The following is a 12,971-nucleotide window of genomic DNA, read 5'->3' on the forward strand; positions in this document are numbered from 1 at the left end:
TTTGTCCCGCTTAACAAATTAGTTGTGGGGAAAATAAGAGTAAACAATATTAGAGTACATTCCAATCATGGGTGTCTTAAAGAAGAAATGTTGATTGGCAGTGATTACCGAGTAGACTTGGAAGTCCATGCTAACTTATCCCGACCTTCCCAATCTGACAAGCTTTCCGAAACGGTAGATTATGTCCATTTAAACAACATTGTTAAAGAAGAAATGGCTATTCGCTCTAATCTTTTAGAGCATGTTGCCAAAAGAATAATAAACCGTATTTTTCTTGAAATAGAATCTGTTCTTGCTGCTGAAATACAGGTTTCAAAAATTAACCCTCCTATTGGTGGAGATGTAGAGAGTGTAACTGTGGTTTTAGAGGCTAAAAGGCCAACATAATGGTTTGGGTAAGCTAAAAAAAGTAGTACATTTGCACCACTAAAATGGCATCGTGGCCGAGTGGCTAGGCGCAGCTCTGCAAAAGCTTGTACAGCGGTTCGAATCCGCTCGATGCCTCTTCAAAACCCAGCAAAATTGCTGGGTTTTTTTATTCACTTATTCTTTCAATACCATCTTTAATATTGAACTTTTCTTTAGGTAGAAACCCCTTTGTTATCAAAACGATTCCACATACAATTAGTACTACTCCCAGTCCTTTCTTAATTAATACGATCCTTTCTTGTGTCAAATACTTTTTTAGTTGTTTTGCTAGCAATATCTTAAAAAGATCCGTTATAAAATAAATGGTTATAACAGTACCAAAAAAAACGACGATTCTATTTGGGCTATTATCCAAACTAGGGCCCACAATTACGATAAGTCCCAACCAAAAAGCCAATACGCCAATATTGATAAAATTTAACAAGAACCCTTTTATAATAAGACTTAAGTAGGTGCCTGTTGAAACTTTTACATTATCCTTTTTTGATGCTTTTTTAATGAATATAACGATACCATATATCAGTAAAATCATTCCACCAAAAACAAATAGTCCAGGTTGATTGCTTAAATTTTCCAACAATTGAAAGCTACTGAAATAGGCAATAAGTAAAAAAACAACATCTGCTATAATAACACCAATATTAAAACTTACTCCAGCTCTAAAACCTTTAATTGCACTTGTTTCCAACAAGACAAAGAAAACAGGCCCTATCATAAAGCTTAATAGAAACCCTAATGGAATAGCTGTTTGAATGTCTTCAATCATTTCTTCAATTCACTCTTTTTACTTTCCCCCCAAACACAGTTTTTTCATCCATTTTCAATGGATCTCCATATACTAATACCTCTCCTCCTGCTTTAACATTGGCCTTTACATATTCCGTTGCATAAATCTCTGCGTTTCCCCCCGCATTTACTGTAATTGTGGTGTATTTTGTTTTGAAACCTTTACCATCATAGATTCCTCCTGTATTTATTATAACATCCTGATTATCAGAAAATCCAGTAACAGCAATTTCTCCGCCAGTGATGGCTTTTATTAAAAGCTGTTCTGTCTGGCAATTAATAACCAATTCTCCACCTTCTTGTGCCTTAAGCTCCAAAACACCTTGAATAAATACCTCTTCAGATGATATTCTTGCGTCTTCATTCACATCTATTACTTTAAGCTCTTCTGTATGGTATAAATCTATAAATGTTCTATATCCACTAAAAATTTTGTCTATTTCCATCCGTAGTTTTAAAACCCCGGCATTGTTTACAATAGCTACCTTCTTTGTGTTGACTCCTGTTACAATCGCTCTATTTACATCAGATTTAATAAGGTTTATGGAAAGACCATCAAAACCCTTTACTTCTGTAAACTTTTCAAGTTCTTGTGTAATCTTTTCTTCTTGTGCGCATAGTGCATGAAAAGAGAACAATAACAATAAAACCTTTACTATTTTCATGAGTTACAAATTGATTCTCAATGAATAACAAAATTTATTCCAAAAAAGTATCACTTTTTTTTACCAATCAACGAAAAATCTAAATGTCGTTTGATTAAATCTGTGTTTTTTACCATCACCATTACCTCATCTCCCAATTGATACATTCGTTTGGTGCGTTCTCCAATAATTGCAAATTGTCTGTCATCAAACACGTAATAATCATCTTTTATATCCCGTATACGCACCATTCCCTCACATTTATTTTCTACAATCTCTACGTAAATCCCCCATTCTGTGACTCCAGATATTACTCCTATAAACTCACTGTCCTTATGGTCCTCCATGAACTTTATCTGCATATACTTAATAGAATCTCGCTCTGCGCTGGAGGCCAACAATTCCATACTTGATGAGTGCTTGCATTTTTCTTCATACAAGGCCTGCTTAGGTGGTTTTCCACCATCTAGATAATGTTGCAATAACCTATGCACCATCACATCTGGATATCTTCTTATTGGTGATGTAAAATGACTATAATATTCAAAGCCCAATCCATAGTGACCAATATTCTCCGTAGTGTAAATAGCCTTGCTCATACTACGAATCGTCAAAGTGTCTACCAAATTCTGTTCTTTCTTTCCTTTTACATCCTGTAATAACTGATTTAAAGAACTATTGATGCTCTTTTTATCCTTTAGGTTAATACTATGTCCAAATTTTGAAATGACCCCATTTAAAGCTATTAATTTATCTTCATCTGGCCGGTCATGAATACGATATACAAAAGTCTTTTTTTGTTTCCCTATAAATTCCGCTACTTTCTTATTTGCCAAGAGCATAAACTCTTCAATGAGTTTATTGGCATCTTTTGCTTCTTTAAAATAAACACCTTCCGGTTCGTTATTTTCAGTAAGGTTAAATCTAACTTCTATCTTATCAAAAGAAATAGCGCCATCATCCATGCGTTTTTTACGCATAATTTTAGCAAGCCTATTAAAAGTCAGTGTTGCTTCAACCACATCCTTAGAAACTTGATAACTACCTTCCCTAATTGAAATATCTTCTGGTATAGTCGCTTGTTCTGTTTCTATTATATGCTGCGCCTCTTCATATGCAAAACGTTCATTAGAATTAATTACAGTTCTTCCAAACCATTGGTTAAGTAAATTGGACTTTTCATCCATTTCAAAAATTGCAGAGAACGTATATTTTTCCTCATTCGGTCTCAAAGAGCATGCATTATTAGACAAAACTTCTGGAAGCATAGGAACAACCCTATCAACTAAATAGACAGAAGTAGCCCTTTCATAAGCTTCATCTTCTAAAATCGTATTTGGTTGTAAATAATGAGATACATCTGCAATATGAATTCCTATTTCAAAATTTCCGTTTTCCAATTTTTGAAAGGAAAGTGCATCATCAAAATCCTTGGCATCTTTTGGATCAATAGTAAAGGTGAGTACATCTCTCATGTCCCTCCTTTTAGAAATTTCAGATTCTTTTATTGAAGTATCTAAAGTTTGGGCAAATTGCTCCACCTCATATGGAAATTCATAAGGCAATCCGTACTCAGCTAAAATGGAGTGGATTTCTGTATTATGCTCTCCTGGCTTTCCTAGTATTTGAGTAACTTCTCCATAAGGGGAATCAGCATCTTTTGGCCAATCTCCTAAATCAACTAAAACCTTATCCCCATCTTCTGCCTTATTAAGCTTCTCCATGGGAACAAATATGTCCTTATACATTCTTGAGTCTGACGGTCTTACAAAAGCAAAGGTTTTTTGTTTATCAACGATACCAACATAAGAAGTTTTCCTACGTTCTAGAATTTTAGAAATCTCACCTTCTGGTTTCTTCCCATTACGTCTGGGTTTAAGAAAAACCTCTACACTATCACCATGTAAAGCTTTATTTAGGCGATTATAGGGAACAAAAATATCATCATCCAGTTCATCAACTAATATATATGCATTTCCACTTGAAGTTAAATCTACTTTTCCCGTAAAATACGTGTGTAAAGATGGTTTCTTTTTAAATTTTCCACGTTCCTCCTCTACGATTCTATCACTGGATTTAAGCTGCCCTAATCTTTTGATCAGTTCATTTCTGTCTTGCGTATCTGTAATACCAAGACTAGCTGCAATTTGCTTATAATTAAAGCTTTTGGAGGGTTCTTTTTCTAATACTGTAAAAATGCCTTTTGTTATCTCATTCGTTCTTTGACTTCTTGTCCTCTTCTTTTTCTTTGACATTTATATTTTTAATTTTTGGAAAATTACAAATTATAATCCTTGACAACAGAAGTAACATAAAACTAATCCAAAACCAGAAGTAGTTTTATTAACATTATTAAATAATATTGTTTTTACTTTTTTAATTTAATATAAAAATGGTGATGATAATTGTTTGTTGAAATGTGCAATAAATTATTTGAGAAAAAGTTGCTTTGAACAAATAAATGTTTTTGTTCACAATTTATAAATTAGAGATAAAATTAAAAATCAAGGGTTTAGATTTCTTATAAACGATATTTAATAAGTGTTTTCAACATGAAATTATTGAAAATTAAATATTGATTTAATGTTAACTAATAGGATTTAATGTTTCTTACGTGTTGATTAATTTTTAATTGAATATAGATGGATGATTGAATAATAATGACTATTGGAATTATTTTAATGAACCACAAAACTTATTTTTAGTAAAAGAATAAACAAAACCAGTGGTTTTACAAATAGCTGATATATAGTAAGATGTAAAGATTCAGTGATTTTTATCAACATACCTCCATTAAAAGAATTGTACCTTTGTATAGCACCAAGTTAAAACAATAACGATGAAAATAGCAATAGGAAATGACCACGCCGGCACAGATTATAAATTAGCTATTATTGGTCTATTAAAATCTAAAGGTATTGAAGTTATTAATTATGGTACAGATGGTACCGACAGCGTTGACTATCCTGATTTTGCACATCCAGTTGCAACAGATGTGGAGGAGGGAAAGGTAGATATGGGAATCGTAATTTGCGGAAGTGGAAATGGGGCAAGTATGACCATTAACAAACACCAAAAAGTAAGGGGGGCCCTATGTTGGACCAAAGAGATAACAGCACTGGCAAGAGAGCATAATGATGCTAATATTTTAAGCCTTCCCGCACGTTTTGTTGCCTTACAACAAGCCTTGGAAATGGTTGAAACTTTTTTAGAAACAAAATTTGAAGGGGGCCGACACGAAAGAAGAGTTGAAAAAATAGCCTGTAGATAAGACAAACCAAAACACATGGGGCACCACCACCATGGTCACGCACATTCACATGATAATATTAAGGGAAGAAATCTATTAATTTCCATTCTTCTTAATATAGCCATTACTGTATCTCAAGTAATCGGCGGTATTATCTCTGGGAGTCTGGCATTGCTATCAGATGCACTTCATAATTTTAGTGATGTACTTTCTTTGATTATAAGCTATATAGCAACCATTCTAGGAAAAAGGAAAGCTTCAAGCCTTAAAACATTTGGCTATAAAAGAGCAGAAATCATGGCAGCATTTGTAAATGCTGCAACACTGGTAGTAGTAGCTATAATATTGATGATTGAAGCTACAGAACGTTTAATGGAACCAAAAGAGATAGCATCTAATTTGGTTATTTGGTTATCACTGGTTGGTATTTTGGCCAACGGTTTTAGTGTACTGTTATTAAAAAAGAATGCCAAGGAAAACATGAATATGAAGTCTGCATATCTACATTTATTAACAGATATGATGGCATCTGTTGCCGTGCTTATAGGAGGTCTTTTAATGAAGTTTTTTCAGGTGTACTGGGTAGATGCCGTTTTGACCATGGCCATTGGAGTTTATCTTATCTATATGGGGTACGACCTATTAAAAGAATCTACAAAAGTGTTGATGTTGTTCACTCCAAAAAGTGTTGATATTAAAGAAATTGTTGAATCTATTTGTACCATAGAGCCAATTAAAAACGTGCACCATGTTCATATCTGGCAGCTTAATGAAGAAGAAATACATTTAGAAGCTCATGTTGATTTTAAGAAAGACATTAAACTATCTGAGTTTGATGAGATTTTGGAAAAAATAGAGGAGCATGTATACTATAAACACGGAATCAACCATGTTAACATTCAGCCAGAGTTTGATAAATGTGATTCTAAAAATGTAATAGTACAAGATTGATGAAGGTTATTGTAAAAACATTTGGAGAACTCTCAAATACAGAACTGTACCAGCTAATGAGATTGAGAAGTGAGGTTTTTGTCGTAGAACAGGATTGTATTTATCAAGACTTGGACAACAAAGACCAAAAAGCGCTTCATGTATTAGGAGTAAAAAACCAAAATGTGGTTGCCTATACCCGTGTTTTTATGCCAGGTGATTATTTTAAAAACACAAGCATTGGCAGGGTGGTGGTGGAAAAAGAAGAGCGAAAGTTTGGGTATGGAAAGGTTATAATGGAGGCTTCGTTAGAAGAAATAAAAAAAAGGTTTCCTGAAAGCTCAATTGAGCTTTCAGCGCAAACATATCTAATAAAGTTTTATAATGATTTAGGCTTTAAAACCACTGGCGAGGAATATCTGGAAGACGGGATTCCGCATATAAGAATGATCAAAAAGTAAAGTTAAACCAATTTTTTGGCCACCCCTATTTGAATCAGAAAATCTAGCTTTAAAATTAGATTCACAGGTTTTTCTGCCTTGTTTTTTCTTGAGAAAAACAGATACCCTTCATTTTTTACATCAAGCGCTTTCAACTCTAGTTTTCCATGAAAACCTTCATTGGTTGCTGCTATTTCTTTCAAACCTTCTTTTGACAACTCACGGCTTTCCAAATAAGCAAGTAGCTTTTTCCTGTTTACAAAAGTGATACTACAAGAAGTAAACGTGTTTTCTTCATCCGCATAGATACTAGTGACCAAGGCATAAAAATCCGTTTTCTTTTTTGAATCAAATAGCCAACCTTGTCTTTGAATGCCATTTTTTTCATAGAAAAGCTCAAACGCAAAAGTTGGAAGACTATCGTTAATATAATCTAACTGAGCTTTTTCATCCACATAAAACACGGCATCCACTAATGTACTGGTGAGGATGAGGTCTACCCCTTTTCTTTGCTCCTCGAGACTGGAAATCCTTTTAAAACAATATTGCTTTAAATGTCTCTTGTAGTATTTGTCCAGTAATTTAGATAATTGTTTTTCCTTTTTTAAGTCAGATTTAAAACTACTTTTCAACCTCTTTTATTTTCTGAAACAAAACAGCTCCAATTTTCTTAACAACACCTACCACAAGGGCATTTCCCATAAAAAAAGCTCTCTTTGTGTCTGAGATTCCTTCTAATTTGGTGTGATTATCCGGAAACATGTTAAGCCTTTCCAATTCTAAAGGAGACAATCTTCTAAGGCCTCTTCTAGTTGGGATTACATGTTTAAATCTGGAAGGGGATTTACCCCCTTCGCCTGTTATTATTGTTCTTGAAGGTTGATTAAGGGCATCAGGAAAAACCATGCTGCCCTCACTATAATTATATTCAAAACCAGCTTTGGTTTTACGAACTTCTTTCTTACTCCCTTTTAAATATTCCCATTTAGGCAAGTCAGCATCAGAAATGAAAAGGTCCTCACTTGCGGAACCATTTTCCAAAACATCAGAAAGAACAGTGCAATCTTCATCATAAGAAGGGTTTGTTTTTAATGTGGATACGGTACCATCAATACAAACGCCTGAATTTAAAAACGGAGAAAGACCTTTATCGGGGTTAAAAGCGTTGGATAAGGACACCAAATCTTCCTCTATGAAAAAAGAATCCATGTTTTGTGCGGTGCTTTGCGTTGGAAAAGCGCTAGAGATAACACCATGCTCAAGCAGCCATTCTTTAGGAGTAGAAACCTTAAATTTTTTATAGAGCGCTGTAGATTTATGATACCCCAAGAAAAACACTCTTCTCCTGCGCTGTGGCATACCATAATCTGCAGCATTGATTACCCGCCACTCCACTGCATAACCCAAATCATTTAAACTTCTTAGCATTACTGCAAAATCTCGACCCCTTTGATTCGAAGGAGACTTTAGAAGACGATCAACGTTTTCCAAAAAAAGGTATTTGGGCTTTACCTTTTTTTCTGAAAGGATACGATGAATGGACCACCAGAGCACTCCCTTTTTTCCAATAAGTCCTTTAGAATTTTTAAGCGTGGTGGCCACGGAATAATCCTGGCATGGAAAACCTCCCACTAAAATATCATGATCAGGGACCTCAGAAGTAGGCACCTCTTCAATATTGATGTTGGAATGGTTTTTAGGCCCAAATTTAGCTTCATAAACCAAAGAAGCATGTTGTGCTTTTGTAGAAGGCTCCCATTGATTGCTCCAAACCACAGTGTAGTGGCCAGAGTTTTCTAAACCTAATCGAAACCCGCCCACACCAGCAAAAAGTTCGCAAACCTTTAGTTGTTGCATGGTCAAAAATAAGATTTGTTTGTTGGGATGTCAAGATAAACCTATTTCGGTTGTGATCAACTAATTAAATTGTCTTGAATATACTTATTGTGGAACAAGGCAAGGGATAACATCCTTGGTAAAATAAGGCTCTTGATTAACCCAAAACATATAGTTTACCCGTAAAAAATTGTCTGCGAATGCATGTAACAAAGCCACAATGTTCTGACGAGAATTATCCCCCGTATCCTCACTTTCGTTATAATCCAAATCGGAGCCGGTTTTGCCAATATAGTTTCCATCTTGTATCGCGATTCCTATAGGAACGGTGTAACGCCCCTCATGCATTAATGACAAAGCGTTGTTTAATTGCCCTTTTCTGGTCACCATTAAATCTGGCCCTCCTAATCCTACTCCAATTTCTTGCCCATATTTATAAAGACCCTTAAGATAACCTTTGTCGTTCCAAGGCAGCCACTCCCCAGGCACAAAATTTGCATATATCATAGTGGTTGTAGAAGGGAAAGCTTTTTTTAAAGCAAGCATATTTTCTTTTAATCCGAGGATATATTCCTCTTCAGAAAAAGTAGGGTCTGTTTTTTTGCTAACCTCTATAGCTGTTTCTTGAAGATTAATACCCTCTATTTTTTGGTCAAACTCTTTTCCTAGAGCCTGCAGAAGTAAAGCAAAACGCTCCCGAACCTTTTTATTCCACCGTTTGGCAACCCAGCCGTCGGGGCTTCCTTCTTCATCAAACTGTAATATAGTTCCCCCATCATATTCATTTGTAAGCAAATAACTAGGTGCGGCGTTGTAATTTGGGTTGAAAGTTGCGTCTTGTAATTGTATGAAAAGCTTTTTCCCGTATTGTTTTAAATAAGCAATGTCTTTTTCAATAACAGAAAAAGTGTATTGTCCTTTTTCAGGCTCTAAATCTTTCCAGGAGTACATGATTTGTGCTCCTTTAAATTGGGGCACAACCAAAAGAGGATGATTTTTGATAGAGGCCCTATCTTTTGAAAAATAAACGAAATGTTTAATGCTGGTTTCTTCCTTGGGGCAGGGAGCATCCAAATACTTTTTATAAGCATCTTTATATTTTTCTGAAGGATTCCCCTGCTTTTGTGCACTTGTTGAAGCCCATAAAAGGATGAATAAAATAAATAGAATACGGTTTGATGCTAATTTTCCCATTTGGCAATTCCTGTTTTCGCTCTTTTCAATCCGATGTCGTCGAAGTTTGACCACAGAGTAGTTTCCAGCCATCTTGTCGTTTGATCATAAGCCCAGTTTCAACAAGAGTTACTTTACTGATTTGACCAGCAGTGTCCGTCATTACCGAATGCAGACGGCCAGTGTATGTTGCGAGTTCTTTATTTAAGGCGGTAATTCTTAATGTGTCCCAGCGGTTATCTATAGATTGATATAATGGTGCATTTTGATTGAGTATCGCAACCACAGAATCGTAAGAAATAGATGTTGAGTATCCGGGTGGCGTCCAGAAGAACTCTTTGGAGTTATCAAGGTATTTAAATTCAGCAGTAAGCCCAGAAACTCGAATATCGTTATAGTAATTGCTTAATGTTTCGCGCACATTGTTACCAACCTCAATTTTCTCATCCATTGTCATCGTCTTGGATTGCTCACAGGAAAATGCTGTAACCAAAAAGAAAATCACCAATATATTTATGAGGTATCTCAAATTGTTTTTGTTCAACTATTAGTATAAAAGCAGTAACGAAAAACTCAGCAATAGCCTCGTTAGATGATATGCCGAATAAAAAGCAATGGCAGTTTGGCAAACATCCAAAACCGCCATTATTTTTTAAACATTACTGCTTCTGATGTTTTACTCCCTTAAAGGTATCATATTTGAAGTGTCTACTGGAAAACTATCATATTTATTATAAAGTTTTAGATATTTTTCAGGGTCAATGGGAACCTCATTCAGGGTTTCGTTGAGACCTCTAAAAAAACCTTCACGTTTTTGGGATGGATTGAAAATCAACGTCAACTTTACGGTTTCATTTGAGTCATTTTTAAATCCATGGGAGGTAAATCTTGGGACATATACGACTGTTCCGGGGCCAGCTTGATATTCTTTATTACCAAGCTGTATTGTTAAAACCCCTTCGTTTACGATAAATGTTTCATCCATAAACCTGTGGTAATGTAGTTTTGCGCCAATACACATGGGAGGTAGAGAAATCTCGTAAACACCCAATTGGTCATTAGAGGCCTCACTGCTAACCTTAAATGTTATTGAAATGGTGTTCAATTCTAGTTTTTCACCTTGGTCAGGTTTGATTATGACTGCATTATCCTCTATTTTGTCTTCAAAGTAATTTTCTTTATTTAATGTCATTGTTTTGTTTTTTGAATGATAGGGCTATACTATTTTGAACTGCGATTTTGTTGTGCTCCAGTAATTTGGCATCACTAGAACCTTCAAGTGAAAAAATTTCTCGGGTTTTTATTCCCATATGTCCAAGGATCGCACGCAGATAAGGTTCCTGAAAATCATATTGTTCCATATAAGTGTCTTTGTACGACCCTCCTTTTACTGTTACCAAAAAGGCTGATTTGTTTTCTAATAAACCATGATACCCGTCTTTATTGATGTTAAAAGTATGTCCAACTCTTACCACATGGTCTAGGTACGCTTTTAGGTTGGACGGAATGTTCAGGTTGTACAAAGGGCTGCTAATTAAAATATCATCTGTAAATTTTAATTCTTCAATCAATTTATCCGATAAAGCAGTGGCCTTTTTGTGTTCAGGAGACAGCTGTCCAAGAGGAGTATAAAACCCTTCTATAGTTTGGTTTTGTATATGTGGGATTTGTTTTTTTGCCAAATCCAGGGAAACAACATTGCCATCTGGGTTTGCCTTTACCCAGTTTTTCTCAAAATAATCAGCTAATGCCCTTGAATGCGAGCCAACAATTCTAGAGCTACAATCTATTCTTAATAATTTTCTCATCTATTGTTATTTTATATTCAACAGAATGACAAAACCGAAAGAAAAAACGTGACAGGTTTATCGAGAAAGCGATTTTAATTTATTCGGATCAATAACAGAAAATATGCGCTTTGTTTTGTTTCCTTCTAAATCAAACACCTGGCAGTTGATTAAAGAGTCACCCTTATAAAACAACAATGCAGGTTGATGATTGATTTCTGTGGTTTTTACGGATAGAGATTTTTGATGTGTGTTGAAGACGTAAAACAATAGGTCCAAAGTAGCTTTTTTCCCGGTTGTGAGTTCTCTTACCACTTTGATGTTTTCACCACCATCTGCATACAATAAAATGTCTTCTGAAAGCATTTTCTCCAAACGTCTCACATCTCCATCTTTAATCGTTTGCACATAATTGTTCATGTAAGAAGAAGAATCGGAAGGGCCGCTCCTAGTACTTTCAATAGTATGGTTAGACAATTTGGTTTTTGCTCTGCTTAACAGTTTCCGAGAATTTTCAATAGTGAGAGAAATAACTTCTGCTATATCTTTATGTGAGTAGTTGAAGGCTATTTTTAGTATATAAACCGCCCTTTCTTTTGGAGTAAGATTTTCTAGCAAAACCAGCAAAGAGTAAGATATAATTTCCTCTCTATTAATATTATCATCTGTTTTTTCTGTGGAGATAGGTTCAGGAAGCCATACTTTATAGGACTCAATCTTATTTTTTCTGTTCTTAATGTTTATGGACTGGTTTATGACAGATTTAACCAGATATCCTATTTCATTTTCAAAATGTTTTCTTTCAACGGAAACATGTTTCGTTAAAACATCTTGCACCGCATCTTTGGCATCTTCAACCGAACCTAGAATGTTATAGGCATAAGGAAATAGTATTTTTTGATAATTTTTCAACTTAAATGTTTACCGTTATTCTAAATAACAAATAGAATTATAAAAACGTGACATTTTGGATTTGGAGAGGCGGGGTTATAACTTCGATGTAGACCTTTTCGATAGGACCTTCTATATTTTCATCCATTTTATATTTTTTAGCGCAACCGTTTTACTTTGCTTTTGTTAAAGCCATCTTTACTGCAAGTCCAGTTAATACAGAAGCCATAAACCATTTCTGTATTCTTAACCAATTTTTTTTGAGAACTAGCTCACCGCCTCAATGTTCCCCAGAATCATTAAACTGCCAAAGCACATTTACAATTTGCCACTTTCCATTGAGTTTTACAATGTGCATATAATCAATCCATTTGTCCGCTATTAGCTTTACTGAAGCTGTTTTATCAAATACATCAAGGATAATAACTTCCTTTTTTGGGTTGTCAGGAAATTTGGTTCCGTCTTGATTGTATGTTTCCGCAAGTAAAACCATTGCATCTGTAAAAGTTTCCCTCAAATATTCTTTCCCCGTTTTTTTATTTGTCCAAAAAGTCCTTTTCACCATTCTTGGATGAGCTGAGCGTTCAAATTGTTCGGGTTTTACATTATGTTGAGATTCAATATAGTCTAATGCTGCTTGCTTAATTTCCAAAGAGTCTTGCTTGGTTTGAGCTTTAACATAAGATGTCAATAAGAAAAATAGAGATATGGTAAGGAGAATAGGTTGTTTCATAAAATTGTTCTATAAGTTAATTTAAATGCACTACTGGCCTTCTTGTGTATGAAGCGAAATGTTCAAAAGAAC

At 34.9% G+C, this 12,971-nt stretch carries 15 protein-coding genes and 1 tRNA gene; 5 read left to right on the plus strand and 11 right to left on the minus strand.

Annotated elements, in window-relative coordinates; translation table 11 throughout:
• Positions 1–24 precede the first annotated feature (24 nt).
• Together folB and SJY44_RS02965 are read left to right on the plus strand one after the other, a co-directional pair.
• Positions 25–387 carry a dihydroneopterin aldolase gene (gene folB / locus SJY44_RS02960; protein WP_396591217.1) on the plus strand — a complete coding sequence of 121 codons (363 nt, stop codon included), beginning with the start codon at positions 25–27 and terminating at the stop codon, positions 385–387.
• Between the two features lie 46 nt (positions 388–433).
• A tRNA-Cys gene (locus tag SJY44_RS02965) sits at positions 434–504 on the plus strand.
• Positions 505–535: 31 nt separating this feature from the next.
• On the opposite strand, the gene SJY44_RS02970 is transcribed toward SJY44_RS02965, so the two are convergent.
• The 3 genes from SJY44_RS02970 to rnr are packed head-to-tail and all read right to left on the minus strand — an operon-like array spanning position 536 to position 4,114.
• Complete coding sequence (locus SJY44_RS02970; RefSeq protein ID WP_299168519.1) at positions 536–1,195, minus strand: LysE family transporter; 660 nt, start codon at positions 1,193–1,195, stop codon at positions 536–538.
• A 4-nt stretch (positions 1,196–1,199) separates the two neighbouring features.
• Positions 1,200–1,880 carry a head GIN domain-containing protein gene (locus tag SJY44_RS02975; RefSeq protein ID WP_396591218.1) on the minus strand — a complete coding sequence of 227 codons (681 nt, stop codon included), beginning with the start codon at positions 1,878–1,880 and terminating at the stop codon, positions 1,200–1,202.
• Positions 1,881–1,930: 50 nt separating this feature from the next.
• Complete coding sequence (gene rnr / locus SJY44_RS02980; protein WP_396591219.1) at positions 1,931–4,114, minus strand: ribonuclease R; 2,184 nt, start codon at positions 4,112–4,114, stop codon at positions 1,931–1,933.
• Positions 4,115–4,698: 584 nt separating this feature from the next.
• Between rnr and rpiB the strand changes: the two genes are divergently transcribed.
• The 3 genes from rpiB to SJY44_RS02995 are packed head-to-tail and all read left to right on the plus strand — an operon-like array spanning position 4,699 to position 6,500.
• The gene (gene rpiB / locus SJY44_RS02985) at positions 4,699–5,130 is read left to right on the plus strand and encodes a ribose 5-phosphate isomerase B (protein ID WP_298923485.1); all 432 of its coding nucleotides are present in this window, start codon (positions 4,699–4,701) and stop codon (positions 5,128–5,130) included.
• Between the two features lie 15 nt (positions 5,131–5,145).
• On the plus strand, positions 5,146–6,060 hold the full coding sequence (locus tag SJY44_RS02990; protein WP_396591220.1) for a cation diffusion facilitator family transporter: 915 nt from the start codon (positions 5,146–5,148) through the stop codon (positions 6,058–6,060).
• On the plus strand, positions 6,060–6,500 hold the full coding sequence (locus tag SJY44_RS02995) for a GNAT family N-acetyltransferase (RefSeq protein WP_396591221.1): 441 nt from the start codon (positions 6,060–6,062) through the stop codon (positions 6,498–6,500). Before SJY44_RS02990 ends, SJY44_RS02995 begins: the two co-directional genes overlap by 1 nt.
• A 2-nt stretch (positions 6,501–6,502) precedes the next feature.
• Here SJY44_RS02995 and SJY44_RS03000 read toward each other — a convergent pair whose 3' ends face one another.
• The 8 genes from SJY44_RS03000 to SJY44_RS03035 form a co-directional block, all read right to left on the minus strand.
• A complete protein-coding gene (locus SJY44_RS03000; RefSeq protein ID WP_298923491.1) occupies positions 6,503–7,111 on the minus strand; it encodes a hypothetical protein in 609 nt (202 codons plus the stop codon).
• A complete protein-coding gene (gene dcm, locus SJY44_RS03005) occupies positions 7,101–8,336 on the minus strand; it encodes a DNA (cytosine-5-)-methyltransferase (RefSeq protein ID WP_396591222.1) in 1,236 nt (411 codons plus the stop codon). Before dcm ends, SJY44_RS03000 begins: the two co-directional genes overlap by 11 nt.
• A gap of 84 nt (positions 8,337–8,420) precedes the next feature.
• The gene (locus SJY44_RS03010; RefSeq protein WP_396591223.1) at positions 8,421–9,509 is read right to left on the minus strand and encodes a hypothetical protein; all 1,089 of its coding nucleotides are present in this window, start codon (positions 9,507–9,509) and stop codon (positions 8,421–8,423) included.
• Between the two features lie 25 nt (positions 9,510–9,534).
• Positions 9,535–9,939 carry a nuclear transport factor 2 family protein gene (locus tag SJY44_RS03015; RefSeq protein ID WP_396591224.1) on the minus strand — a complete coding sequence of 135 codons (405 nt, stop codon included), beginning with the start codon at positions 9,937–9,939 and terminating at the stop codon, positions 9,535–9,537.
• Positions 9,940–10,164: 225 nt separating this feature from the next.
• On the minus strand, positions 10,165–10,680 hold the full coding sequence (locus SJY44_RS03020; protein ID WP_396591225.1) for a cupin domain-containing protein: 516 nt from the start codon (positions 10,678–10,680) through the stop codon (positions 10,165–10,167).
• Positions 10,667–11,296, minus strand: a complete 630-nt coding sequence (locus SJY44_RS03025) for an FMN-dependent NADH-azoreductase (protein WP_396591226.1) — start codon at positions 11,294–11,296, stop codon at positions 10,667–10,669. Before SJY44_RS03025 ends, SJY44_RS03020 begins: the two co-directional genes overlap by 14 nt.
• Positions 11,297–11,353: 57 nt before the next feature.
• Positions 11,354–12,187: a sigma-70 family RNA polymerase sigma factor gene (locus SJY44_RS03030; RefSeq protein WP_396591227.1), complete on the minus strand. Its 834-nt coding sequence runs from the start codon at positions 12,185–12,187 to the stop codon at positions 11,354–11,356.
• Between the two features lie 259 nt (positions 12,188–12,446).
• Positions 12,447–12,899, minus strand: coding sequence for a nuclear transport factor 2 family protein (locus SJY44_RS03035; protein ID WP_396591228.1), 453 nt, complete (start codon positions 12,897–12,899; stop codon positions 12,447–12,449).
• Between the last annotated feature and the right edge of the window lie 72 nt (positions 12,900–12,971).

This window comes from Allomuricauda sp. R78024 (assembly GCF_044596045.1).
Taxonomy (GTDB): domain Bacteria; phylum Bacteroidota; class Bacteroidia; order Flavobacteriales; family Flavobacteriaceae; genus Flagellimonas.

What these genes read in the sequence shown, in the direction of transcription:
- SJY44_RS02970 (WP_299168519.1), bottom strand. Translation starts at nt 1,195, where the DNA reads ATGATTGAAGACATTCAAACAGCTATTCCATTAGGGTTTCTATTAAGC.
- SJY44_RS02975 (WP_396591218.1), bottom strand. Translation starts at nt 1,880, where the DNA reads ATGAAAATAGTAAAGGTTTTATTGTTATTGTTCTCTTTTCATGCACTA.
- rnr (WP_396591219.1), bottom strand. Translation starts at nt 4,114, where the DNA reads ATGTCAAAGAAAAAGAAGAGGACAAGAAGTCAAAGAACGAATGAGATA.
- rpiB (WP_298923485.1), top strand. Translation starts at nt 4,699, where the DNA reads ATGAAAATAGCAATAGGAAATGACCACGCCGGCACAGATTATAAATTA.
- SJY44_RS02990 (WP_396591220.1), top strand. Translation starts at nt 5,146, where the DNA reads ATGGGGCACCACCACCATGGTCACGCACATTCACATGATAATATTAAG.
- SJY44_RS02995 (WP_396591221.1), top strand. Translation starts at nt 6,060, where the DNA reads ATGAAGGTTATTGTAAAAACATTTGGAGAACTCTCAAATACAGAACTG.
- dcm (WP_396591222.1), bottom strand. Translation starts at nt 8,336, where the DNA reads ATGCAACAACTAAAGGTTTGCGAACTTTTTGCTGGTGTGGGCGGGTTT.
- SJY44_RS03010 (WP_396591223.1), bottom strand. Translation starts at nt 9,509, where the DNA reads ATGGGAAAATTAGCATCAAACCGTATTCTATTTATTTTATTCATCCTT.
- SJY44_RS03015 (WP_396591224.1), bottom strand. Translation starts at nt 9,939, where the DNA reads ATGGATGAGAAAATTGAGGTTGGTAACAATGTGCGCGAAACATTAAGC.
- SJY44_RS03020 (WP_396591225.1), bottom strand. Translation starts at nt 10,680, where the DNA reads ATGACATTAAATAAAGAAAATTACTTTGAAGACAAAATAGAGGATAAT.
- SJY44_RS03025 (WP_396591226.1), bottom strand. Translation starts at nt 11,296, where the DNA reads ATGAGAAAATTATTAAGAATAGATTGTAGCTCTAGAATTGTTGGCTCG.
- SJY44_RS03035 (WP_396591228.1), bottom strand. Translation starts at nt 12,899, where the DNA reads ATGAAACAACCTATTCTCCTTACCATATCTCTATTTTTCTTATTGACA.